21 protein-coding genes and 1 pseudogene are annotated in these 24,149 nt (G+C 60.3%); 13 read left to right on the top strand and 9 right to left on the bottom strand.

All coding sequences use genetic code 11. From position 1 onward, the window contains the following. Nucleotides 1-172 precede the first annotated feature (172 nt). The 4 genes from PDO_RS21855 to PDO_RS21870 all read left to right on the top strand — a co-directional run bounded on the left by PDO_RS21855 (nt 173) and on the right by PDO_RS21870 (nt 5,276). Nucleotides 173-376, top strand: a complete 204-nt coding sequence (locus tag PDO_RS21855; protein ID WP_007606988.1) for a hypothetical protein — start codon at nt 173-175, stop codon at nt 374-376. Nucleotides 377-473: 97 nt separating this feature from the next. Further along, nucleotides 474-2,753 (top strand): glycosyltransferase family 4 protein, encoded by a 2,280-nt coding sequence (locus PDO_RS21860; protein WP_007606991.1) that lies wholly within the window; start codon nt 474-476, stop codon nt 2,751-2,753. After that, nucleotides 2,750-4,105, top strand: a complete 1,356-nt coding sequence (locus PDO_RS21865) for a glycoside hydrolase family 130 protein (RefSeq protein WP_007606993.1) — start codon at nt 2,750-2,752, stop codon at nt 4,103-4,105. Before PDO_RS21860 ends, PDO_RS21865 begins: the two co-directional genes overlap by 4 nt. A 40-nt stretch (nt 4,106-4,145) precedes the next feature. Next, nucleotides 4,146-5,276 carry an AGE family epimerase/isomerase gene (locus PDO_RS21870; protein WP_007606995.1) on the top strand — a complete coding sequence of 377 codons (1,131 nt, stop codon included), beginning with the start codon at nt 4,146-4,148 and terminating at the stop codon, nt 5,274-5,276. Nucleotides 5,277-5,569: 293 nt separating this feature from the next. On the opposite strand, the pseudogene PDO_RS21875 reads toward PDO_RS21870, so the two are convergent. The 7 genes and pseudogenes from PDO_RS21875 to PDO_RS21905 form a co-directional block, all read right to left on the bottom strand. Next, a pseudogene (locus tag PDO_RS21875) lies at nt 5,570-6,228 on the bottom strand (GntR family transcriptional regulator); the annotation flags it as partial. Nucleotides 6,229-6,347: 119 nt separating this feature from the next. Next, nucleotides 6,348-6,899 (bottom strand): hypothetical protein, encoded by a 552-nt coding sequence (locus PDO_RS21880; RefSeq protein ID WP_007606997.1) that lies wholly within the window; start codon nt 6,897-6,899, stop codon nt 6,348-6,350. 112 nt (nt 6,900-7,011) lie between these two features. Next, nucleotides 7,012-9,030, bottom strand: coding sequence for a M13 family metallopeptidase (locus tag PDO_RS21885; protein ID WP_007606999.1), 2,019 nt, complete (start codon nt 9,028-9,030; stop codon nt 7,012-7,014). Nucleotides 9,031-9,118: 88 nt separating this feature from the next. Next, on the bottom strand, nt 9,119-9,418 hold the full coding sequence (locus PDO_RS21890) for a hypothetical protein (RefSeq protein ID WP_007607001.1): 300 nt from the start codon (nt 9,416-9,418) through the stop codon (nt 9,119-9,121). A gap of 51 nt (nt 9,419-9,469) precedes the next feature. Continuing rightward, nucleotides 9,470-9,793, bottom strand: coding sequence for a hypothetical protein (locus PDO_RS21895; protein ID WP_007607002.1), 324 nt, complete (start codon nt 9,791-9,793; stop codon nt 9,470-9,472). Nucleotides 9,794-9,840: 47 nt separating this feature from the next. Further along, nucleotides 9,841-10,536: an SH3 domain-containing protein gene (locus PDO_RS21900; RefSeq protein ID WP_007607004.1), complete on the bottom strand. Its 696-nt coding sequence runs from the start codon at nt 10,534-10,536 to the stop codon at nt 9,841-9,843. Between the two features lie 119 nt (nt 10,537-10,655). Further along, on the bottom strand, nt 10,656-11,561 hold the full coding sequence (locus tag PDO_RS21905; protein ID WP_007607006.1) for a LysR family transcriptional regulator: 906 nt from the start codon (nt 11,559-11,561) through the stop codon (nt 10,656-10,658). 185 nt (nt 11,562-11,746) lie between these two features. On the opposite strand from PDO_RS21905, the gene PDO_RS21910 reads away from it, so the two are divergent. After that, on the top strand, nt 11,747-12,748 hold the full coding sequence (locus PDO_RS21910; protein WP_244426504.1) for a L,D-transpeptidase: 1,002 nt from the start codon (nt 11,747-11,749) through the stop codon (nt 12,746-12,748). Between the two features lie 296 nt (nt 12,749-13,044). Here PDO_RS21910 and PDO_RS21915 read toward each other — a convergent pair whose 3' ends face one another. Both PDO_RS21915 and PDO_RS21920 read right to left on the bottom strand, forming a co-directional pair. Continuing rightward, complete coding sequence (locus PDO_RS21915; RefSeq protein ID WP_007607016.1) at nt 13,045-14,103, bottom strand: LLM class flavin-dependent oxidoreductase; 1,059 nt, start codon at nt 14,101-14,103, stop codon at nt 13,045-13,047. A 182-nt stretch (nt 14,104-14,285) separates the two neighbouring features. Beyond that, a complete protein-coding gene (locus PDO_RS21920) occupies nt 14,286-15,377 on the bottom strand; it encodes a LacI family DNA-binding transcriptional regulator (protein ID WP_244426505.1) in 1,092 nt (363 codons plus the stop codon). Between the two features lie 220 nt (nt 15,378-15,597). Here PDO_RS21920 and PDO_RS21925 point away from each other — a divergent pair, with 220 nt between their 5' ends. From PDO_RS21925 to PDO_RS21960, 8 genes are all read left to right on the top strand, one after another. Further along, nucleotides 15,598-16,662, top strand: a complete 1,065-nt coding sequence (locus PDO_RS21925; protein WP_007607020.1) for an ABC transporter ATP-binding protein — start codon at nt 15,598-15,600, stop codon at nt 16,660-16,662. A gap of 60 nt (nt 16,663-16,722) precedes the next feature. Then, the gene (locus PDO_RS21930) at nt 16,723-17,958 is read left to right on the top strand and encodes an ABC transporter substrate-binding protein (RefSeq protein ID WP_037075066.1); all 1,236 of its coding nucleotides are present in this window, start codon (nt 16,723-16,725) and stop codon (nt 17,956-17,958) included. Between the two features lie 140 nt (nt 17,959-18,098). After that, entirely contained in the window at nt 18,099-19,034 is a 936-nt protein-coding gene (locus tag PDO_RS21935; protein WP_007607023.1) for a carbohydrate ABC transporter permease, read from the top strand. A 5-nt stretch (nt 19,035-19,039) separates the two neighbouring features. Further along, complete coding sequence (locus PDO_RS21940; protein ID WP_007607025.1) at nt 19,040-19,894, top strand: carbohydrate ABC transporter permease; 855 nt, start codon at nt 19,040-19,042, stop codon at nt 19,892-19,894. Further along, a complete protein-coding gene (gene araD, locus PDO_RS21945; RefSeq protein ID WP_007607027.1) occupies nt 19,891-21,636 on the top strand; it encodes an L-arabinonate dehydratase in 1,746 nt (581 codons plus the stop codon). The genes PDO_RS21940 and araD overlap by 4 nt, the downstream gene beginning before the upstream one ends. A 10-nt stretch (nt 21,637-21,646) precedes the next feature. Further along, entirely contained in the window at nt 21,647-22,450 is an 804-nt protein-coding gene (locus tag PDO_RS21950; RefSeq protein ID WP_007607029.1) for an HpcH/HpaI aldolase family protein, read from the top strand. Nucleotides 22,451-22,454: 4 nt separating this feature from the next. Beyond that, nucleotides 22,455-23,351, top strand: coding sequence for an SMP-30/gluconolactonase/LRE family protein (locus PDO_RS21955; protein ID WP_037075062.1), 897 nt, complete (start codon nt 22,455-22,457; stop codon nt 23,349-23,351). A gap of 3 nt (nt 23,352-23,354) precedes the next feature. Then, nucleotides 23,355-24,119 carry an SDR family NAD(P)-dependent oxidoreductase gene (locus PDO_RS21960; protein ID WP_007607036.1) on the top strand — a complete coding sequence of 255 codons (765 nt, stop codon included), beginning with the start codon at nt 23,355-23,357 and terminating at the stop codon, nt 24,117-24,119. The last annotated feature ends 30 nt before the right edge of the window (nt 24,120-24,149 follow it).

Below are 24,149 nucleotides of genomic sequence, written 5' to 3' on the forward strand. Positions count from 1 at the left end.
ATCTCCTGGCTCGCCTATCGGCGCGTGGCAACCATGATTGAAGTGTTTGCCGGGAAGAAGAAGAGCCTGGTCCAAATAGATCCGTCGGATCTAGATGCCGCTCTGGACATGGACAGGGTCCTGTCCGGCCAGAAAAGCCTGAACACAACACACTGATGATTTGGAGAAACCCATGCCTTCTCACCGCTTTACCATCGGCCAAATGGTTCGTCTCGTGACCACTAAGGGTCTGTCACCGGCTGCCGCCGTCACCTACACGATCGAGGCTCCCATGCCAGCCTATCAGAACAGCCCGCAATACCGGCTCTGGAATGCCGAGCTCCGCCAAGGGCGCGTCGCCCTGGAGCGGGATCTGGAGGCTTTCGGACCCGCGTGATCCCGATGCCGACGCGCGTGCATCCACCATGCGGTCGCGTTGTGCGTCCTTGGCTTTTTTGGCGTGACCTCGCCACCATGTTCTGAAGGGAACGCAGATGAGCAGACCGACACGTATCGCCTTCATTGGCAACTCTCTTCCCCGCCAATGCGGCATAGCGACCTTCACCGGCGATCTCTCCCAGGCGCTGGTCGATGCGGCCGAGCCCATCCAGACGAGCATCGTCGCCGTGACGGATGCCAAGCAGAGTTACGCCTATCCTGGCGATGTAATCTTCGAGATCCGCGAGGAAGAAGTCGAAGACTATGTGACGGCTGCGCGGGTCCTGAACGAAGGTCGGTTCGATGTGGTTTCGCTGCAGCACGAATTCGGCATCTTCGGCGGTGACGACGGCGAGTTCATCCTCACGCTGCTGGAAAACCTGCGCATTCCGCTCGTCACCACCTGCCACACCATCCTTGCCGAACCGACACCGTCCCAACACCGCGTGTTGCAGAAGGTCGCCGCTCACTCCAGCCGTGTCGTCGTCATGGCAGAAAAGGGTCGCACGCTGCTCACGGAAATCTATGGCGTCGCCCCCCAGAAGATCGACGTCATCGCCCATGGCATTCCTGATCGACCCTTTCACGATCCGGACCTTGCCAAGATCGAGCGCGGTTACGCCGGCAGGCCCATTATCCTGACATTTGGTCTCCTCTCTCCCAACAAGGGCATAGAGATGGTCATCGACGCCATGCCGTCGATCCTGAAAGAGAGCCCCGAGGCCCTGTATATCGTGCTGGGCGCGACGCATCCGACGCTTCTGCGCCAGCAGGGCGAGGCCTATCGCGACGGGTTGCGCCAGCGCACCGAGCGGTTGGGCGTCGATCATGCGGTGCAGTTTCTCAATCGCTTTGTCGATCTGCCGACGCTTCTCGACTTCATTGCCATGTGCGACGTCTATGTGACGCCCTATCTGGACGAGGCGCAGATGACCTCGGGAACGCTCTCCTACAGTTTTGGCATGGGCAGTGCTGTGGTTTCCACGCCCTATTGGCACGCTTGCGATCTCTTGGGCGACGGTCGCGGTGTGTTAGTTCCTTTTGGGGATGCGCTGGCGACGGCGAAGGCAATCGCGACCTTGCTCGGCGATGACGAGGCCAGGATGGCGATGCGCAAGAGGGCCTACGAGGCCGGTCGCGCGATGATTTGGTCGCATGTGGCCTCACTCTATCTCGACAGCATGGCAAAGGCGCGAATTGCCTATCGGCCCAAGCTCGTCAGCGACCTCATGTCTTTGCGGATCAAGCGCCCGCCGCAGCAGACAGCTTTGAAACTTGGCCATCTGCAGACGATGTGCGACGACACGGGCATCATCCAGCATGCGGTGTTCTCCGTGCCGGACAGGTCTCATGGCTATTGCGTCGATGACAACGCGCGAGCCCTGCTTCTGTCCTCGCTCCTGTCGGTCGTCGGCGAGACGGGCATAGCGGAAAGGATGACAGCCTCTTTCGCGGCCTTCGTCGAACACGCCTGGAACTCTGACACCGGCCGTTTTCGAAACTTCATGAGCTACGACCGCCGTTGGCTCGAAGATAAAGGCTCCGAAGACAGCCATGGGCGAACCCTCTGGGCGCTCGGCGCCTGCGCCCTGTCCGATACTGATGGGCCGCGTCGCCGATGGGCGAGTGCCCTCTTTGCCCGGGCGATGTCCGTCACGCTCGACTTCCGTTCCCCGCGCGCCTGGGCCTTCACGCTTCTCGGCCTCAACGATTATTGCGCGGCCAATCCTCAAGACCCCCACGCTCGCATGCTGCGTATACGGCATGCTGAAAACCTGATGGACCTGGAGCGTCGTGTGTCGACGGGCGGGCGCCGTTGGTTCGAGGAAGGGCTTTCCTATGAAAATGCGCGGCTGAGCCAGGCCTTGATCATGACAGGCCTGTCGACCAAGGTGCCGGGTTTCGTCGAGACAGGTGTTGCGACGCTGGAATGGCTGATGACGCAGCAGACGGGCGAGAAAGGCCATTTCCGTGCCATTGGCACCGATGGCTTCTTCGACATCGGACTGCCGCCCCGGCCCTTCGACCAACAGCCGGTGGAGGCGACGGCAACTGTGGCCGCATGCCTTGCGGCCTACGAAGCGACCTCGGACAGGAGCTGGATCGAGGCCGCGCACAGGGCCTTCGATTGGTTCACGGGCAGCAATGATCACGGCATTTCCCTCGTTGACCCGGAGACGGGCAGTTGCCGCGACGGACTGCATGTGGACCGCCCAAACGAGAACCGGGGTGCCGAATCCGTGCTCTGCTACCTGATCTCCTGCGTGGAGCTCGGTCTTGCAGACCAGATGCTGCGGCCCGTCATGCCAAGGGTAGGCGCCAGGCAATTATCATGAACCGTCCCAAACATGTCGAGAGTAACGAAGGATCAGTCTTGCCCCAGTCCAGCCTTCTCAACCGGCAGGCCCTTTATCTGAGGCCCGATCCGACGCGCGTTATCGTGCGGCCTTTCAAGCCGTCGACCGAACCTCGACATCTCAACCCACGCGACAAGTCGCGAGCGAATGAAATCGTCGATCGCGTCCTGTCGCTGGACCCGGCGGCCACGGCCAATCAACTGCGCGACATCCTCGCCAATTTCGAGGGCAGGCACCGCAACCTGCTGCGTCAGTTCGAACTGCGGGCGGACGCAATGGAGGATGCTTTCCAGCACCACCAGCGCTTCAGTCAGCAGCAAAGACAATTGGTCGGCGCCTACTTCATGAATGAATATTCCTTCGAGTCCGCCGCTCTGTTTAACCCGAGCATCGTGCCGCATCCGGATCAGTCCGGCGTTGCAGAGGGGAGCCGCCGGCTGATCATCAGTCTGAGGGCTGTCGGCGAGGGGCACATCTCGTCGCTCACCTTCCGCTCAGGCGTGATCGACGCGGAGGGGGGCGTCACCATTGATGCGCCGACGCAACTGGCAGGTCTGCCAGACATCCATGCGAGCGACGGCCTGGCGCCCGCCGGCTGCATCGGCCTGAGCTTCAAGGCCGAAAGCGACCTCAGCGAACGGGTCATCTTTCCAGTGACCGAGGCGCAGTCGAACGGCATCGAGGATGCCCGTTTCGTCGCCTTCGAGAACGAGGGCGAAACGATCTACTTCGCGACCTATACGGCCTATAGCGGCTCCTCCATCCGCTCCGAGCTTCTGGAGACCGCCGACTTCCTGAACTTCACCCTGACGCCACTGCGGGGCCCAGCCGCCCGCAACAAGGGCATGGCGCTCTTTCCCCGTCGCATCGATGGCCGCTATGCGATGATCGCCCGGCAGGACAGCGAAAACCTCTTTCTGCTCTATTCCGACGACCTGCATGAATGGGATGAAGGGCGTCTCCTGGTGAAGCCGGAATTCGCCTGGCAGTTCGTCCAGATCGGAAATTGCGGCTCCCCTGTCGAGATCGACGAGGGATGGCTCTTGTTCACCCATGGTGTGGGGCCGATGCGGCGCTATGCGATCGGGGTGACGCTGCTCGACAAGCGCGACCCGAGCATCATCCTGTCGCGGACGGTCGAGCCGCTGCTACAGCCCGAACCGACAGAGCGCGAGGGCTATGTACCGAACGTCGTCTATTCCTGCGGTGCCATGCGGCATGGCGATCTGATCGCGCTGCCATATGCCGTCTCCGATACCTATTCCAACTTCACCACGATCAAGATCAGCAGGCTTCTGGAAACGATGCATCCCATCGGGACAGCCTTGTGAATGCGGATGGTGGGTGGGCCGCGCCACCAGGCGATCGGCCATGAGTGTCCAGCAACTGAAACGCGTCTTCCTTGAGGATATTCTACCTACCTGGAGCAAATCCGGCTTCGACGAGAGCTGCGGCCAATTCGTCGAATATCTGGAGCTGGATGGGTCGCCGCAGGAAGCAGGTGAGGTGCGGACCCGAACCGTGGCCCGGCAGATCTACGTTCACGCCCATGCAGCCCATCTCGGCCTTGCCCCGTCAGCATCGCTCGCCATGGCAGAACGGGCCTTCGCCAACCTGCACCGCGTCGCCTGGGTCAGCGGGAAGCGCGGTGGCTATGCGAGAAGCTTCAACCGCCATACCGAGCTCGTCACCGATCCGGTTCGCGATCTCTACGACAATGCCTGTGTGCTGCTCGCGCTCTCATGGCTGTTGACGGCGACCGGCAAGGACGTCTACCGACACCAGATCGACCAGACGATCCTGGCGGTCGACCGGACGCTGACAGACCCCTTTGGCGGCTGGGCCGAAGACAGCAACGGCACGCTTCCTCGCCGCCAGAACCCGCACATGCATTACCTCGAAGCCACACTGGCCTTGTGTGAGAACAACCGGACCTCCGTGCATATGAGGTCGGAAGGGAAGGCCTTTGCGCTCTTGCGCTCCCATTTCCTCGTCGGACAAAATGGGCCGCTTCACGAATTTTTCGGCCCCCAATGGGAGCTTGCCGATCGATACGGATCCGATCGGCTGGAGCCAGGCCACATGTGCGAGTGGGTCTGGTTGACGACCCGTCACGATAGTCTCGCTCGCAGCGATAACATCAATATATGCCTGGACCTGTTTTACACCGCGCTGGCGGTCGGGCGCATGGACGGCTCGATTTTCCTGGTCGATACCGTTTCGGGAGATAAGGCGATCAGCCCGTCACGGCGCCTATGGCCGCAGGTGGAGATGCTCAAGGCTTTCATGGCGCTCTATGAGCGATTTGGCTTTCCGGGATATCGGACAGAGGCGGACGACGTCGCCTCCGCAATCCTCGCTGCTTATATGACGGGCGTGCCACACGGCTGCTGGCACGACTGTCTCGACCTCAACGAGGTGCCGACGGCCCGCACGATCCCGCCTAGCTCACTATATCACCTCTGGACGGCGATTGCGGCTTCGGCCGGGGATTTAAGGTGAACCTACTCCTCCTGAAACGCGGAAATTGCTGAACAGTGGTGGTGTGGTCTGACTTCCAGAGTCTGGAGGGGCGAGCTCAACCATGACGACGAAGAACCCTTCTGCCAGCTTTGGGCAGAGCTCGACCAAGCCGCCAGACTTTTGAATGTCGGCTCCGGCTTGCGGCACCTCAACTTCAGACAGTCCGCTCACGGCCCCCTTCCGGACATTCCAAATAGACCAGATGCTTGATCTGCCTCGTTTATCTGCCGGCTTTCATCCGAAGTTATAGCGGGTCGTCGGTTCATATCCCTTCAAGAGCCCTGATCAGAAAAATTCTCCAACACGGCCCGGAATGTGTGCCGATCGCCCTGTCCTTCAGTCAGCCGAAATCGGCCCACGATGTCCGCCAGATGATGATCCATCAACTGTTGCGCTTTTGACAGGTCCTTGGCTTTCAGGGCGCTGACGATCTGGCGATGGTGGTCGGCGCCGCATTCGTCTTTCTGCTCCTCCTCGTGCAGAGACATGACGAGCGAGAGGCGCGCGACGATCTCCGACAGTATCTCCGCTAGGACGGTATTTCCACCAAGCTCGGCCAGAACGACATGGAACTTGCCTGACAGCACCGAATTCGACTTCTCATCACCATGGTGATGGATGTGTTCTTCCTCGTCGGTCAGCTTTTCAAGTGCGTCCAACTGATCGGCAGTCGCGTGGTCCAGGACAAGCTCCAGGATGACGTGCTCGAGCTTGCGACGAGCCTCGAACAAGGCATTGGCCTCTTCGATGCCAGGTTCGGCGACGAAGGTTCCACGGTTTTCCTTGCGTTCCAGGAGATGGTCGCTTTCAAGAACGCAAGTGCGCCACGCACGACCGTGCGGCTCACGCCGAAGTGGTCAGCGATCGCGTCCTCGAGGATCTTGACGCCGGGTTTGAGCGCGCCTTCACCGATGGCCGTGGCAAGCGCGACGGGCGATCGCGTTCTTCTTGACGTAGCCGACTCCGCGCTCGTCCTTGCCTTTCGTGCGCGCCCTATCGAGGCGAGCACGCAGGTAAGACGGTCGTCAATCGACAGGTCGGCTCCCTCAGCTAAAGTCGCTTGCCGCCCGTGACGTCGAGAACCTCCCCTGTGTCGCGCATCCGGCAGACGAGGTAGTCGTGACCGACGGCAGCCTCGATCAACCACTCGTGCTTGGCGGGCGAGAGAGCCTTGGTGATATGGACGTGGTGCGAACTCACGCCGAAGTTTTGCGCGACGATCCGGGCGCAGCCCTGGTTGGCCATGGCGGGTGCTCTCCCGTCTGCGACTGACTTACGATGGGCCATGCTGTTTTCGCGCTCGTGGTCGCCCGCCTGGTAACCCTGTGCGTAGTCGGCCGTGCTTCGGTACTCGTTGTAGGCGTAGCCATGCACCCCGTCGCGATAGCCGCGTTCGAACTCGGCCGCGGCGTCACCGTCGTCCGGCTCGTATCCACCGGTGTAGTGATGGTCGCCATGCGCAAGGGCAGCGATGCCAAGGATGGCAATTGCAGCCGCCGCGGCTGCAGCCTTGTCCTTGTCGGACATCTTCGCTGACGCGGGTTGCGCAATCAAACCGACCATCAGTGCCGCGGCGGCAAGGAATGAAAATGAGCGTCTCATAAGATGTTCTCCACTATTGTTGTAACCCGCACGGACTCGCTATCTGCAGATCTCATATCTCATCGTCACCAAGCGTTGACGCGCTTTTCGGGCGCCAGCCACATCGGGTCGCCTACCCTGATATCGAAAGCCTCGTAGAATGCGTCGACATGCTGAAGGGCAGCGAATGCCCGGTAATTGCCTGGGGCTGCGTGTCGGCGGCCACGAGATAGCGCAGCGTTTGCTCGTTGGCCTTGAGCGTCCACATCTGCGCCCACGCCACGAAGCAGCGTTGCGCCGGGGTCATTCCATCGATGTCGACATTTTCCGCAGGATGCTCGGCCAGATATGTCTGCAAGGCATCGTAGGCAAAGTTGATTCCGCCAACGTCGGCCATATTCTCCTTGACGTTGAGGGGGCCGTTCGCCTTCAATCCGGGCAGGACCTCGAAGCCATTGGCCTGGTCGATCAGTTTCTGGGCTTCTTTCTCGAAGGCTGCTGCATCTTGCGGCGCCCACCAGTCGCGCAGATTGCCCTTTGCGTCGAACAGCCGTCCACCACTGTCGAAGCCATGGGTCATCTCGTGTCCCAGGATTGCTCCTAGGCGACAGAAATAGACCGGAGGGTCGCGGTCAGCCTCGAACGCTGCGGGCTGCAGCATCGCGGCCGGCACCTCGAAGCCGTTTATAGAACTGTCATACGCGGCATTGATGACGATCGGCAGCGTCGAGTGCGTATCGCTGAATGCATCGTGGACGACCGGCTTTCCCACTTTATCTACCTCGCGCTTCGTATCGAAGGCAATCAGGTTCATGATGTTGGCGACGATGTTGTGCGCGCTGACCTCAACGCCACTGTAGTCGATCCATCGGTCCGGATACGCGATGGCAAATGACAGCTTCTCCAGCTTCTCGATTGCGGACTGGCGTGTCGGTTCACTCAGCCATGAGCGCGTCTTGATCCTTTCCAGGAACGCCGCGTGGATCCGCTGCACCATGTCGGTGGCCTTCGCGCGCGTTTCCTCGTGGAAGTAGTTCTCGACATAAAGCCGCGACAGCGGCTGGCCAAGGTTTTCGCGCATCAGGTCCTGCGCGCGCTCCTCGCGCGGCGGCAGGATGGAGACGCCGCTCAGCGCGGAGTTCACGGCGCGGACAGGTTCATCGAACGCCGTGGTCAGATAAGGCTGGAATTTCAGGATCAGCTTGACCTTCAGATAATCCTTGAAATCCGCCAGCGGGCGACTGCGGAGCATCTGCGACAATGCTGGAAGATAGCGCGGTTCGGTCAGCGCCAGAGTTTCGGGGATTTCGGCGCCGAGACTGTTGAGCAGGTGCGTAAAGTCCAGTTCCGGAATTTCGGCCTGCAGCGTTGCGAACGGTTTCGGATTATAGCTGTTGCGCGGGTCAACTGCCTCTACCGGCGTTATCTTTGCCGCATGCAAGGCCCGTTCAAGGCCGAGGGTGAGCTCGGCCAGCCGGGTCGCCTCGGCAGACGTGTGTCCGGCAATTTTCAGTGTATCGCGCAGAAAGACGAGATAGGCTTGGATTCGGGGGGAGTCGTCCGTTTCCTCGTAGATGGATCCCTGCAACAGCCCGAGTTTTCCGCTGACGATGTAGAACACGGTTTTCGTCGTATCGGCACGGTCGGTCGATGGAACGATCGACAGCAGAGCGAAGTCCGAAGTGACCAGCGTGTAGCGACCGAGATATCCTGAGAGGTCGTCGAGGGAGGCAATTGACGCGATCCGTTCGAGTTCGGGCCGGAGCGGTTCCATGCCCGCCGCATCGATTGCGGCCAGATCCATGTAAGATTTGTAGAGGTCGCCGACCTGCTGGACGGGGCTGCCTTTCGGAGACGTTGAGGCCTTCTTCGCGGCTTCTTTGATCGTCTTGACCATCTGCGCCTTGAGCCGCTCGGCCATGAACTGGAAAGCGCCGATTGCTGCCAATCGTTCCGGCCGCTCCACGCGGTCCAGCCACCCGCCGGCGGCGTAGCGATAAAAGTCGACGGCTGGATCGACACCCTGATCCATATTGGTCACGGAGAAGAACAATTGGTCCGGGCCGATGTCAACAATCGCCGTCTGGTCCGCGGCATGGGCTGCTGCCGATATCGCCGTACAGGCGATCAGTACGGCCAAAAGATGTTTCATTACCATCTCCAACTTCGGCTGATCCCATGGAAAAATCGCCAGCAACTTTGGTCATCCTGTCATGCCATTCGGCGCAAGTATGTCAGCGCTAGTTCCTGATCGTGCAGACCCCGTTTGCGCCGCCGCGTGCGGTATACGATACGTCAGGTGTTCCGTCCGGATTGATGGACAGCGATATGGTGACATGGTCGTGGGAGGCTTCGTAGTAATTGGGGTTGAAGACCTTCAACTTGGCCTCCTTGCCGTTGATGTATATCGGTCCACCCTGATCGGCGTGGACCTCGATATTCATCGGGCAGGTCGCATTGAAGAACGGCACTGCCGAAAACGCAGGGCTAGCCCCCGTTATGGCAGCGACCAAAGCTACGGTTCGAAGGATCAATGACATGGTTCTGCTCCTGGATGGATGATCGTGACACGGAAGGTTTCGGCGCGGCCGCTAGAGCGCGCCTTCGTCCGTCAGCGACGTGACGTTCGCGACCTCGCCCCTGTTCGACACGGTACACTGCCACGGCGCGCGGTTCGGTCCAACACCGATCTTCACTTGCGAATTTGCCTCGGAATAGAGCATCTCCAGGATAGTGAGGTCCGGATTGTTCGTTGTGCGCCCGACTTCGCGAAGGCATGCGTCGCGCGCGACCTGCGGAACGCTGTCGTCCATGATCGCGGGCGCAGCCGCGGTCCGCTGTGGGCTCTGCGAGTCCGTCGTGCAGCCGCCTGAGACGGCCATCGCAGCAACAACCAAAAATCCGTATCTCTTCATCATCTCTCTCCTATTCGTGTCTTTGATGAGAATCCTGGTCGCCGTCCCTAGCCGCCGGACTCGACTAAAAATCGGCCCGCGGCCCATCCGCCGGCGCTGCCGTTGCGGCGCTCGACCCGGCACCAGCGGGTCTGTCCGTTCATGCGGCAGCCAAGGTTGCGCAGCACCGTCCCGTTGCGCACGCGCGCAACCGTCACAGCCTGCGAAGACGGTTGCGAGCGTATGTTGAGCCGGTCGCCCGGCGGCACGTTTGCCACTTCCCAGAAATCCGGACCGCCGGCCAAGCCGTCGGCAAAATCGGGCTGGCGACCGCCGGAACCACCTCCGGTCACTTCGATCGTGAGGGAGAAATTCGCGCTCTCGCCGCGCCGCGCCGCGTTGCGCATGAGATAGACCTCGACGACGTAGTCGCCGCTTGATGGCACGATGACGTCGCCGAGGTTGCCGGCGACGGATCCGTTGAATAGCGCCGCGGATGAACCGCGTGCCTTGATGTTCAGGTAGCTGCTCGGATTGTCAGTACGGAGCGTCGCGGCCAGCCGCTGGCCCGCCTTCACGTTGACGAGGTAGTCTATCCCCTCATAGCCAGAAATCGTGTCGTGCACGGTGCGCGAACTGCGACCGGGCGCGAAACTGATCCGTTCGACACGATCCTGCGCGCCTGCCTGGCCGGGCCATGAGCCTGGCGCCAGGCCTGCGGACCAGAGAAGCATTGCACACGCGAAAAGAACGAACGAACGCACCGGGACCTCGCAGCAGAACAAGCTTTGCAATCAGGAGTGTGACCTGATGAGCCCTAGTGCACCAATGAATTTTCGCGAGCACACAGTGAATGGAACTCATGTATCATCGAGACTTGCTACTACTTTACCGCCAAGATCCCGTTTCCATTGTACCTCGTCTGACCGTGGAGTTGGGACTTGAACCAACGTATCAGGGCCACGAGTGCTGGCTCACTGCGCCGGCTTTCTTTGACGCAGAAGTAATAGTCCTGGTGGGTCGGAAGCACGATGTCATCGAGCAGCCTGACCGTCCCTGATTCCAGATCCCGCGCTACGAGAAAGTCAGGGACAAGAGCTGCACCGAGCCCGGCTTTCACCATCTCGAGCGCGATCACGTAGTGCGACGCAAATATCCAGCGTGTGTTCGACAGTTGCTGCAGGTCGCGTTCGGACATGACCGCATGGGCCTTCCAGTCGGCGCCCTCACGGCCGGGTTGGAGATCGGTCGTGATCAGCGCGGGATTGGTTTCGCCGCCCGCCGCCGATGCAACAACCGGGACCAGTTTCTCGGGCCAGAGCAGAAACGTATGGAACCCTTTCTCAGCGGGCAGGGTCGTGACGAAGGCGTCCGCGACCGCGTCGGTCAGTTCTGGATCCCGCGCATACATGCAGAGCTGCAGATCGAAGGCGGGGTCCGCCGCGTAGAACCCCGCCAGTCTCGGCACGAGCCAAGCCGGTCCAAAGCTGCTGCAGATTGCAAGCCGTACCACACTGCGTGTCCCGCCGATTGCCTCTCCGACCGAGCGATCTATATCGGCGAAGGCTGGCTGCAGTTTGCGTGCAAGCCGGTCGCCGGCCTCAGTAAGGGCGATGCCACGCCCCTGCTTCTGCAGCAGACGCTCGCCGACGATTTCTGAGAGAATTCTAAGCTGATGGCTTATAGCGCTTTGCGTTACCCCCAGTTCGAAGGCCGCCGCCGAGACGGATAAGTGGCGCGAAACGGCATCGAACGCTTCAAGTGCACGAAAGTTCTTTCGGTTCTTCATGTCTGCGGGCGTCCGTGAATCGTGTCTTCCATGTTAGATCAACTCGCTGGCAAGAGCATCCGGAAGTTGCCGCGTCAACGATCCATGAATTTTTCTGGCCCGGATCTCATCAATCTCATTGGACGTGCTTGGTGTCGTCGATAGACTTCAGAGACATTTCCCTTAACGATCAACCGGTGAACGCGATGATGAGATATACAGGCGAGAAGCTGAACAGACGCAGACTCATTGCCGGAGCAGCGTCATTCATCGGTTTCACTGCGGTCGGTGAAGGCTTTGCGCGGGAGGTCATGAAGGAAATCGCCTCGCTGAGGCCCGGTGAATTCACTTGGCATGCCGAGCGCCAACAGTCAGGCCCGGTCGCCATCGTCGTGTCCCTCTCGGAGCAGCGCGTCCATGTCTACCGCAACGGTATCCGCATCGCTGTTGCGACTTGTTCGACCGGCAAACCTGGCCACGAGACGCCGACCGGGGTCTTCGTCGTCCTGCAGAAGGACAAGCATCACAGGTCCAGCACATACGACAACGCCGCGATGCCCAACATGAACCGACTGACCTGGTCAGGCATCGCGCTTCACGCCGGCAGACTGCCGGGCTATCCGGCCTCGCATGGTTGCGTGCGTCTGCCGATGGATTTCTCAGAACGCCTGTTTGAAATCACTCATCTCGGCACGCCGGTCATCATCTCCGGGGCGCATACCGATCCGGAGGAGCTTGTCCATCCCGGTATGGTGCTTTCGGCCTATGCAGAGCACGAGTTTGGTTCGGCCGTTGCAGCGCTCAAGGGAAAGTCACATCCCTCCGACTGGACAGAAGCCGAAAAACGGCCGGTGACGTCGATCATCGCATCTTCCGCGGACCGCCGGATCATGCTGGTCGAGAACTCAGACATTCTTGCTGAAGGAAGTCTTCACATCTCCGGCGGCGACAAGCTCGGCAGCCACGTGTTCGTCCTGGATGATCTGCACGACGGCGCCAAGGGGCTGCGCTGGATCGCCATTTCCCACAACAACGATACCGGCGGATTCTTCCAGTCAGAAGAGCGTGCAATCGCACGCCTGAAGGCCGACGAAAGCTTCCTCGGGCGTATGCGGCAGGCATTGCACCCTGGAGCGGTCCTTATCGTGACCGATGCGCCCCTGTCTCCCGACAGCCGGTCGGGAAAGGATTTCGTTATCATGTCGTGAAAGCATGGATGGAGCAGGGCAACACCTGAACCTTTACCGTAGATGGAACCCGTCCTTGCATGGACCCAGGGGCGGCTTGCGCAAATGCCGATCCTAACCGAGCAGTCACCTTGCGGCCCAAAATCAGTCATTTCAGCGACGCCAAGGTCATGAGGCGACTGGAAAATCTGATATAGATTGACATTTAAACAGCGGTGCCAGCGGTTCAATTCTGTTCACGGCGAGGATCAGGAAAAGTTCTCCAACACGGCCAAGAATGTGTGACGATCGCCCTCTCATTTTCATCGACCGTTCTGTCAGATTGGCCCGTGATCCAGCCGCGGCAAGACATGGCGGGCGAAAAGATCGGCCTCGGCGGCATGCGGATAGCCTGACAGGATAAAAGCCTCGATCCCTTCCGCCCGATACGCCTGCAGTTTTGCCAGAACCTGATCAGGATCGCCGACGATCGCGGCACCGCAGCCGGAACGGGCACGGCCGATGCCGGTCCAGAGGTGATCCTCGACATAGCCCTCGTTACCGGCCTGTTCGCGCAGTTCGGCCTGGCGTCGGACGCCGACTGACTGGCTATCGAGTGATTTCGCTCGGATCGCCGCTCCAGTCGCGTCATCGAGTTTCGACAGTAGGCGGTTGGCAGCAAGGCGCGCTTCAGATTCGGTCTCGCGCACGACGACATGCACTCGGTAGCCGAATCGGAGTGTGCGTCCGCGCTGTTGAGCCCGACCGCAAAGATCGGCAATCGTGGCACGGACGTTTTCCATCCGGTCCGGCCACATCAGATAGATATCGGCACCTTCAGCGGCTGCCTCACGGGCATCCTCCGACAGGCCGCCAAAATAGAATTGCGGACAGCGCCCCGACAGTGGTGCGATCTGCGGCGGGTCGACCTTGAGCTTCCAGAAGGTGCCGTCGTGATCGAGCGACTTTCCGTCCAGCAGCGTGCGCAGGACCGACATGGCTTCGATGGTGCGGGCATAGCGTGGGCCGCTTGGAAGGGTTTCTCCCGGCATTTCGCTGGAAATGATGTTGACCGACAGGCGGCCTTTGGCGATGTGATCGATGGTGGCGATCTGGCGAGCCAATTGGGGCGGCCAGTTTTCACCAATGCGAACCGCCATTAGGAGTTTGATCCTGCGGGTTAGCGCGGCCATCGCCGACGCAAAGGCTGTCGTATCGATACCCAGTGCGTAGCCTGACGGAAGCAGAATATTGTCGAAGCCACCGCTTTCGGCTTGCAGGACGATATCGCGACAATGCGCGAAGCTCGATTGCAGCTGCGGATCTGGAACGCCGAGGAACTCGTAATCGTCATCGCACAGAGCGGAAAACCAGCTTACTTCGCAGGCGGTGGTCATGAAGGGATGTCTCCGGTCTTGTCGCGCTTTCCCGCGCAGCATTTCTCAAGCTGCTATGTTTCTGGCCCAAGCGTCTCTGTTAGCAGCGCTCCTGGCGGAGGAAAAAAGACGTTTGTGCGTTTCCCCCGTTCCGTAGATCAGTCTTCGAAGCTTAGTGACAGCGCCCGGAGGACTGTCATCGCTTAGCTGCTTTGGCGGTGAAGCAGCGTGAAGTGGGTATCGATGACAATGGGCGTCCTTTCGTTGCCATGAGCGATGCGCTCGAGGATCAGGCGCGCGGCCTCAGTGCCGATCAGATCGCCGGGCGGGCGGATGGTCGTCAGCGAAGGATTGGAGGCGGCGCTGAAGCTGAGATCGCCGAAGCCGACGACCGAGAGCTGTCCGGGGATGTCGATCCCGAGCCGCTGGCATTCGAAGATCACGCCCAGCGCCACATGGTCGTTGGAGCAGGCAATGCCATCCACCTGCGGAAATTTCCGCATGGTTTCGCCGAGCAGCATCGCGCCCACTTCGGCGCTTGACGGCGCGGGATGCTGGATGATCTCGGCGGTGACGCCTGCGGTTTTGCGGGCTTCCTCCACAAATCCACCGGCACGGTGCGTTGCTCGTTTGTCTTCGTGCAAGCGGGCTCCGAGGAAGACGAGGTTGCGACGATTGCGCTGAATGAGGTGTGCGGCGGCCGCGTGGCCGACTTGTTCGTGGTGGAAGCCGACGGCCATCTCGATTGGCTCAGAGCCAAGCTCCCAAATTTCGACGACCGGAACGCTGCTTTCTCGTAAGAGCTTTCTGGTTGCGTTGCTGTGGGAGAGGCCCGTCAGGACGATTGCAGCGGGTGCCCAGGAGAGTGCCATGCGGACAAGGTTTTCCTCCTCACGCTCGCTGTATTCGGTGTGGCCGAGCAGGACCTGGAGACGCTCTTTGCCAAGTTCTGTCTGCATGGTGGACACGGTTTCGGCAAAAAAGGCATTCCGAACAGATGGCACAATGATGCTGACGGCGCGGGAAGAGGCGGCTGCAAGACCGCCGGCCATCAGGTTCGGCACGTAATTGAGGGCGTCTATGGCTTTGGCAATTGCCTCACTTGCCGCAGCCGAGACCGCATCCGGCTTGCGCAGAAAGAGTGAAACCGTGGAGGGTGATGTCTGGGCCAGCGCGGCAACGTCCATCATAGTCACGCGCTGCATCTTGCGGCGTTTGCGCGTCGGTTTCACGGTCCGTCCAGTATCCACCATTTTTCCTGTCTGTATAATAGCGCTATTATTCGTAAGCATCATAACGCATGGTTATCCACCGGGCAATTCCTCCTTTTTGAAAAGACCTATTGAATTGAAATAACTTGATAGTCCTGCTGAGTATGGTCTTGAAGCGAGGTATCCGGAGCTCCGATGGGCGATTTTAGAAGAGCACGCTTGCCAAAATAGAATCGTAGCGCTATTATTGGCTGCAGGAAATAGCGATCGGCACGGGATGGGTTGCCGCTTTCGGGAGGTTGAAATGGCGGGAGTGAGTCTGCGGGCGCTGGACAAGAGTTACGGCGCTCTCCGGATCGTCAAGGGTATTGATCTGGAGATCGCCGACGGCGAGTTTGTGGTTTTTGTCGGCCCTTCGGGCTGTGGGAAATCCACCACGCTGCGAATGGTGGCTGGGCTGGAAACGATCACCGGCGGCGAGGTCAGGATCGGCGATCGCGTCGTCAACCGGCTGGCGCCGCGCGAGCGCGATATTGCCATGGTCTTCCAAGATTATGCGCTCTATCCGCACAAGACCGTTCGCGAGAATATGGGTTTCAGCCTGAAGGTGCGCGGTGTTGCTGCTGGCGAGGCTGCGACACGGGTGGATGACGCCGCCAATATGCTGGGTATTTCCCATCTGCTCGATCGCCGGCCGGGCCAGTTGTCCGGCGGCCAGCGGCAGCGTGTCGCCATGGGGCGCGCCATCGTACGCCGTCCGCAGGTGTTTCTTTTCGATGAGCCGCTGTCCAACCTCGATGCGAAGTTGCGCGGCCAGGTCCGCACCGAAATCAAGAAGCTGCATCAAACGATCGGCACGACGATCATCTATGTCACACATGATCAGGTTGAAGCCATGACGCTTGCCGATCGGATCGTCATCCTGCGCGGCGGCGTGATCGAGCAGGTCGGAACGCCGGACGAGGTCTATAACCGCCCGGCCAGTGTCTTCGTCGGCGGCTTCGTCGGCTCGCCGGCAATGAATTTTGCGAGAGCCAAGACGGATGGCAGCGATCTGGTCTTTGCCAATGGAGACCGTCTGCCTCGGTCGGCGATCCAGGCTCGGACTGACGACGGCCGCGACTACATTGTTGGCATAAGGCCGGAGCATTTCACCGCGAACCCGTCCGAAGTGTCGCTGACCTGTCACGTTCAGGTCGTCGAGCCGCTTGGCTCCGATACGCTGGTTCATTTTGTCGTCGGCAACGAGACGTTGACGGCCCGGATGCCGCCTGAGACGCGCGTCAAGGCTGGCGAGACGCTGAAGATCGGCGTGGATCCAGCAAAAATCCATCTTTTCGATGCCGCGACGGAACGCGCCGTCCAGTGACAATCGCGCGCGGGGAGGATGCAAATGCCGCGCGACCAAAACACCAAAAGGGAGGAAGACATGACTTTTTCGAAATTAACCGGTGCATTGCTCTGTGGCACGATGCTGGCATTTGCGATGCCGGCCTCGGCCGAAACGGCGCTGAACGTTTACATCTCCAGTCAGCATCAGCCAGACGTCTGGCGCAAGGCGCTCGACAAGTATGAAGCCGCCAATCCCGACGTGACAGTCAAGATCGAGACCGGCGGCAATACCTCCGAAGCTCAAGCGCAATATCTCAACACCGTGATGTCGGCCAAGGATAACTCGCTCGATGTCCTGATCCTCGATGTCATCCGCCCGGCACAATTTGCCGCTGCCGGTTGGACCAGTGATTTCGCGGATAGGGACATGTCGTCCTACCTGCCGGCTTACGCTGGTGCCAACACCGTTGATGGCAAGGTAATCGCGCTTCCGGCCTTCGCGGACTCCCAGTTCCTTTACTACCGCAAGGATCTTCTGGAAAAATACGGCGTCGAGCCGCCCAAGACCTGGGATGAATTGAAGGTGGCTGCCAAGAAAATCGCCGAAGGCGAGGGCAATGCCGATCTGCAGGGACTGTCCTTCCAAGGCAAGGCAATCGAGGGTGCGGTCTGCACCTTCCTCTTGCCTTACTGGAGCCAGGGCAAGATGCTGACCGAAAACGGTCGCCTGACCTTCGATCGTGATGCGGCCATCAAATCGCTCAGTCTGTGGAAGAATTTTGCCGACGAAGGCGTTGCCAAGAAGAACATCGCCGAAGTCGGCACTGACGATACGCGCAAGGAATTCCAGGCCGGCAACGTGATCTTCGCGGTCAACTGGTCTTATGCATGGGCGCAGTCGCAAGGCGCTGAATCCGCCGTTGCTGGCAAGGTCGGCGTTGCCAAGTTGCCGGCCATGACCGGTGGCGAACAGGCAACCTGCCTCGGCGGCTGGGAATGGGGCGTCTCGGCCTATTCCCAGCATCAGGACGAGGCCAAGAAGCTGGTCGAATACCTGTCGTCTGAGGACGTTTCGAAGTTCATGGCGATCAATGCTTCGCTGCTTCCGACCTACGCCGGTCTCTACAAGGACGCCGAGGTGACGAAGAGCGCACCGTGGTTTGCCGATGCGCTGCAGGTGGTCGAGACCGCCAAGCCGCGTCCGGTGACGCCGCGCTACAACGAAGTCAGCGAAGTCATCCGCACTACGGTCAACGCGGTTCTCGCAGGCGTCACGACGCCGGAAGAGGGCGCCGACCAGATCGAGGCACGCTTGAAGCGCATCCTGCGCTAACGAGCCCTAACTCCTCCATCCCTTCCCCGTGCCGCGGGGAGGGGAGACCTTCTCAAGAGATGCGACAAGCTGCTTTTCGGCGGTTGCGGGCAAGGCATAGGCCTTGCCGTCCACAACTCTCAACGTTTCGGAACGAAACCATGGCGACGACAACCACAATCAAGGCAACGGACATGGGGGAAGCCCCACCTGCGGGCTGGACACGATGGCTCGATCTCAGCGACCGTTCGCTTGCCGTGCTGCTTCTGGCACCGGCCGCGATCCTCCTGGCGCTGATCATCGTCTATCCTGTCTTGCGGCTGGCCTATACGAGCTTTTTCAGCCTCTCCCTAACATCGGGGTTGCCGGCTGAATTCGTGGGGCTGGAAAACTACCAGCTGATGATCGACGATCCGGTCTTTTGGGAAACCACCTGGAACACGGTTGTGATCACCCTGATCACCGTTCCCGGTGCCCTTCTGGTCGGGCTCGGCCTTGCGCTCATGGCCAACCTTCCCTTTGCGATGCAATGGCCCGTCCGCCTGTCGCTTTTGATCCCCTGGGCGCTGCCGCTGTCCTTCGCCGGCCTGATCTTCGCCTGGTTTTTCCATTCGGAATATGGTGTCGTCAACGACGTGCTGAACCGCTTGGGGTTTGAAGGCATCATCTGGTTCAACTCGCCGAACTGGGCCTTTGCCGCGATCTGTCTCACCATCATCTGGAAGACATCGTCCTTCATGGCGCTGATCATCCTTGCAGGCCTGCAAACCATCCCGCGCTCGCTCTATGAAGCTGCCGATGTGGACGGCGCCGGGCGTCTGCGGCAGTTTTTAGAAATCACGCTGCCGCTACTAAAACCGTCGATCGTCGTGGCACTGATCTTCCGCACCATCACCGCTCTGCAGACCTTCGACATTCCCTACATGATGACGGGTGGCGGACCGGGCACGTCCACCTCGACGCTTGCCATGTACATCCACCAGAACACCGTGTCCTTCCTAGATCTTGGCTACGGATCTGCGCTCGCAGTCGTCATGTTCGCACTGTCGATGTGCGTGACGGCCATCTATCTCCGCATGATCCGGACGAAGGAGTAATCGCCATGAGCACGCTAACCGCCCCCGGTTCGACATCCTTCCTGTCCGGCAAGCCGCTGCGGTTCATCGCCGCCGGCATCCTGTTGGTGAACGGCATGTTCCCGGCGCTTTGGATCCTGTTCACCTCGCTGAAGACCGAGGCCGAGCTGACCGCCAAGCCGATCACCTGGATCCCGCATGCCCCAACCGTGCAGAACTATGTACAGGCCTTCTCCGACCAGCCGTTGCTTGTTTTCCTGTTCAACAGCTTCATGGTGGCGCTGCTTTCGACCGCGCTGACGCTACTCGTCTCGGTGCTGGCAGCCTATGCGCTCGCCCGACTCAATCTGGCTTATCGCGGGCTGATCCTGTCGCTGATTATCGCGGTCTCAACATTTCCGCTGGTGACGCTGCTGGTGCCGCTGTTCGAAATCATGCGGACGCTCAATCTTTTGAACAGCTGGACGGCGCTGATCCTGCCCTACACGGTACTGAGCCTGCCGGTCTGCACTTTGATGCTGGTCTCCTTCTTCGAGGGCATTCCGCGCGATCTGGAAAATGCTGCGATGATCGACGGCTGCACGCGCATGGGTGCGCTGTTCAAGGTGGTGGTACCGCTCTGCGCGCCTGGTGTGTTTACTGCCGGCATCCTTGCATTCGTCAATGCCTGGGACGAGTTCCTGCTGGCGCTGTCGTTCAATTCCAACCCGTCGCTGCGCACGCTGCCGGTCGGGATCCAACTCTATCAGGGCGAGTTCGCCTTTCCCTGGCCGGTGATCTCGGCAGCTTTGGTGGTCGGCATCGTGCCAGTCGCAATCCTGATCGTAATCTTCCAGGAGCGCGTCGTTTCCGGCCTGACCGCGGGCGGCATCAAGGGATGAGCGACGTGAAGAACAGACGCGACCTTTCGGAACTACGCAGCCAGCGCTGGTTCGCATCAGACGACATGCGCGGTTTTGCACACAGGCAGCGCACACAGCAGATGGGCATGCGCCGGGACGAGTTCATGGGCCGGCCGGTGATCGGTATCATCAACACCTGGAGCGAAATGAGCCCGTGCCATGCACATTTGCGCGACCGGGCCGAGGCGGTGAAACGCGGCGTCTGGCAGGCGGGAGGCTATCCCGTCGAAATGCCGGCTCTGTCGGTCGGCGAAGTCATGGTTAAGCCGACGACAATGCTCTACCGCAATTTCCTGGCGATGGAATGCGAGGAGCTTTTACGCTCGCATCCGGTCGACGGGGCTGTGCTGCTCGGCGGCTGCGACAAATCCACACCGGCGCTTTTGATGGGCGCGATCTCGATGGATATCCCGGTGATCTATTGCCCCGCCGGGCCGATGTCGAACGGCCAGTGGCGCGGCGTAAAGACGGGTGCCGGGACGCATACCAAGAAATACTGGGACGAGCTTCGCGCCGGCAACATCACCCAGGACGACTGGGTCGATCTCGAAAGCCGAATGACGCGATCGGCCGGCACCTGCAATACGATCGGCACGGCCTCGACCATGACCTCAATTGTCGATGCGATGGGGCTGACCTTGCCGGGCGCATCCTCTATCCCGGCGACCGATTCCGGCCATCCACGCATGGCGTCTGCCTGCGGCGTGCGGATCGTCGAGATGGTCTGGGAGGATCTGAAACCGTCCGACATCCTCGACAAGGCCAGCTTCCAGAACGGCCTCGTTGCCTATATGGCGCTCGGCGGCTCGACGAATGCGGCGGTACATCTGGTCGCCATGGCACGCCGTGCCGGGGTCGATCTGTCACTGGACGACATGTCGGCGATGGCCGGCAAGGTACCGGTTGCGGTCAATGTCTTTCCGTCGGGTGAGTATCTGATGGAAGATTTCTACTTCGCCGGCGGCCTTCTGGCGCTTTTGAAGAAGTTTTCCCATCACCTCAATCTGACGCGGCCGACTGTGAATGGCAGAACGCTTGGTGAGAATATCGCCGGTGCGGACTGCTGGAACAACGATGTCATTCGCAGCGAGGACAATCCGGTGGTGCCGCTGTCGCGCGGCAAGACGCTGGAAGTGCTGCGCGGCAATCTCGCGCCGAATGGGGCCGTGATGAAATCCTCGGCAGCCAATCCGAAATTTCTCAAGCATGTCGGCCCGGCGATCGTCTTCGACAATCCCGGCGTCATGAACAAAACGCTTGACGATCCTGATCTGGATATCACCGAGGAGACGGTGATCGTGTTGCGAAATGCCGGTCCTGTCGGTGCGCCCGGTATGCCGGAATGGGGCAATCTGCCGATCCCCAAGAAGCTTCTGAGAGAGGGCGTCCGCGACATGGTGCGTATCTGCGACGGCCGCATGAGCGGCACGCATTACGGCACCTGTATCCTGCACGTCTCGCCCGAGGCCGCCATCGGCGGACCGCTGGCGCTTCTCAAGACCGGCGACCTCATCGAACTGGACGTGATAGCTGGCACCATCAATATGAAGGTTGATGAGGCGGAACTCGCCCGTCGGCGCACAGAGTGGAAGCCTGCCCCGCCGGTTTACCTGCGGTCCTTCGCGGCACTTTACCAGAGCCATGTCAGCCAAGCCGATCAGGGCTGCGATTTCGATTTCTTGAGCGGAACGGCCGTCGTGCCCGATCCGGCGATCTATTGAGGAGACGACTATGAGCCTTACGAACCATTTCAAGGTATGGCTTGCCGAAAAGGAGCGGGCAACGCCGCTCGGCACGTGGCTGATGGCTGCGGCACCCGCAACGGCGGAGGCGCTCGGTTATGCCGGGTTTGATTTCCTCGTCGTCGACATGGAGCACGTGCCGGTCGAGGTTTCCGACGTCGCGGGTATCCTGCGCGCCATCGGTTGCACGCCGGCCGAGGCCGTGGTGAGGCTCGCCTGGAACGATCAAGTGCTGGTCAAGCGCGTGCTTGATGCCGGCGCACGCACCGTGATGCTGCCCTTCGTGCAGACGGCCGAGGAGGCGCGCGCGGCGGCATCCTACACGCGCTATCCGCCGCAGGGTATTCGTGGTGTCGCCGCGGTTCATCGCGGTTCGAAGTTCGGCTCCATTCCGGACTATCTGAAGCGGGCGAATGACGAGATCTGCACCATCGTCCAACTTGAAACACCGGAGGCGATCGAGCGCCTGCCGGAAATCGCTGCCGTCGATGGTATCGATGCTCTTTTCGTTGGACCCGGTGATCTTTCGGCGGCCATGGGCCATATCGGCAATATCGCCCATCGCGAGGTGCAGGCACTGATCGAAATGGCCGCCAAGGATGCGCATGTCGCCGGCAAGCCGATCGGCATCGTTGGCCCGAACCCGGACATGGTGAAGCGCTTCCTCGGATATGGCTACGATTTCGCGGCGATCGCTTCCGATATCGCGATGATGACCGGCCGCGCCTATGACTGGCTCGGCGTGCTGAAGGGACAGGCGGCTCCTGTCGCGGCACCAGTCGCCGCCTACTAAGGATATGCTCGTGCAACCCGGATTCGCTCTCGTTCTCGACGCAAAGACTTCTCTTGGCGAATGCCCCTTGTGGTCGATTGCCGAGCAGCATCTCTATTTTGTCGATATCAAGCGCTGTCGCATCCATCGTTTCGACCCGGCGACGGGCGATTTGAAGACGCTCGAACTTTCGGAGGAAGTCGGCTGCATCGGTCTTGCTCAAGGCGGGGGCTTCGTCGCGGGCCTGCGGTCGGGAATCTGGCTGCTCGATGCCGACGGCACGCCGGTTCGCAAGCTGGCCGCTAATCCCGAGGATCAGACGATCAGCCGCTTCAACGATGGCATGGTCGATCCGATGGGCCGGTTCGTTGCCGGAACGGTGGATGAAAGCCGCGAAAAGGGCATTGCTGGACTTTACCGTTATGACCGCAACGGATTGGCGCAACTCGCCGATGGCCTGCTGACCTCGAATGGCGTCGCCTTCTCTCCGGATGGGCGCCGGCTCTACCACGCCGATACGCTGCGTTACACGCTCTACACCTACGACTACGAACCGGAAACCGGCACCGCTTCCAACCGCCAGGTCTTCGCAAGGTTCGGGAGCGACAGGGATAGGGACAGGGGCCGCCCGGATGGCGGCGCAGTCGATCTCGATGGCTGCTACTGGACTGCGCTGTTCGAGGGTGGACGGGTCCAACGTTACAGCCCGGACGGCACGCTGCTGGCTGAATATCCTCTGCCCGTCAAATGCCCGACAATGGTCAGCTTCGGCGGTGCGGACATGCGAACGCTCTATTGCACGAGCGCAAGCGTGGGCCGCTCGGAGACCGAGCTTGTAGAATTCCCTCTGTCCGGCGGTCTCTTTGCCATGCACACAGACGTCGCGGGCCTGTCAAAACCTCTTTTCAATCCGGAAGTCTGATCCATGCCATTCACCTATGACACCGTTCGCTATGCATCTCTTGAAGGCCGCGGCGTGCTGATCACCGGCGGCGCTTCGGGCATCGGCGCGGAGATGGTCAGGGCATTTTCGGCGCAGGGCGCGAAGGTCTCCTTCATCGATATTGATACGGTCCAAGGGGCAAAACTTGCCGGCGAAACCGGCGCTGCCTTTTCGGTTTGCGACATCACCGACATTGCGGCCTTGCGGGTTGCCATTGCCGAGATCGAACAAGCGTGCGGCGGTATTGATACCCTCATCAACAACGCAGGCAAGGATGATCGTCACGCGATGAGCGATGTCGAACCGGACAGCTGGCGCCGGGCGCTTTCGCTCAATCTCGATCACCAGTTCTTCGCAAGCCAGGCCGTCAGCCCACGCATGGCGCAAAAGGGCGCGGGATCGATCATCATGCTCGGGTCAATTTCCTGGATGCGCGGGCGTCCGGGCATGGTCGGCTACACGACGGCGAAAGCAGCCATCAATGGCATGACGAAGACGCTTGCCCGCGAACTCGGCCCTTCCGGGATCCGGGTAAACTGCATCGTGCCGGGCGCGATCGTGACCGAGCGGCAGCTCAAGCTGTGGACCTCGCCGGAGCAGAACCAGCAGTTCATCGACCTGCAAGCGCTGAAATTCAGGCTCGATCCAAGCCATGTAGCGCGCATGGCGCTGTTTCTTGGTTCAGACGAAAGCGGCGGCTGCACCGGCGCCAATTTCGTTGTCGATGCGGGCCTGACCCAGAATTAACCCAGACGGTGCAAGATCCGAAAGACATTT

It is taken from the genome of Rhizobium sp. PDO1-076 (assembly GCF_000247475.1).
GTDB lineage: Bacteria > Pseudomonadota > Alphaproteobacteria > Rhizobiales > Rhizobiaceae > Allorhizobium.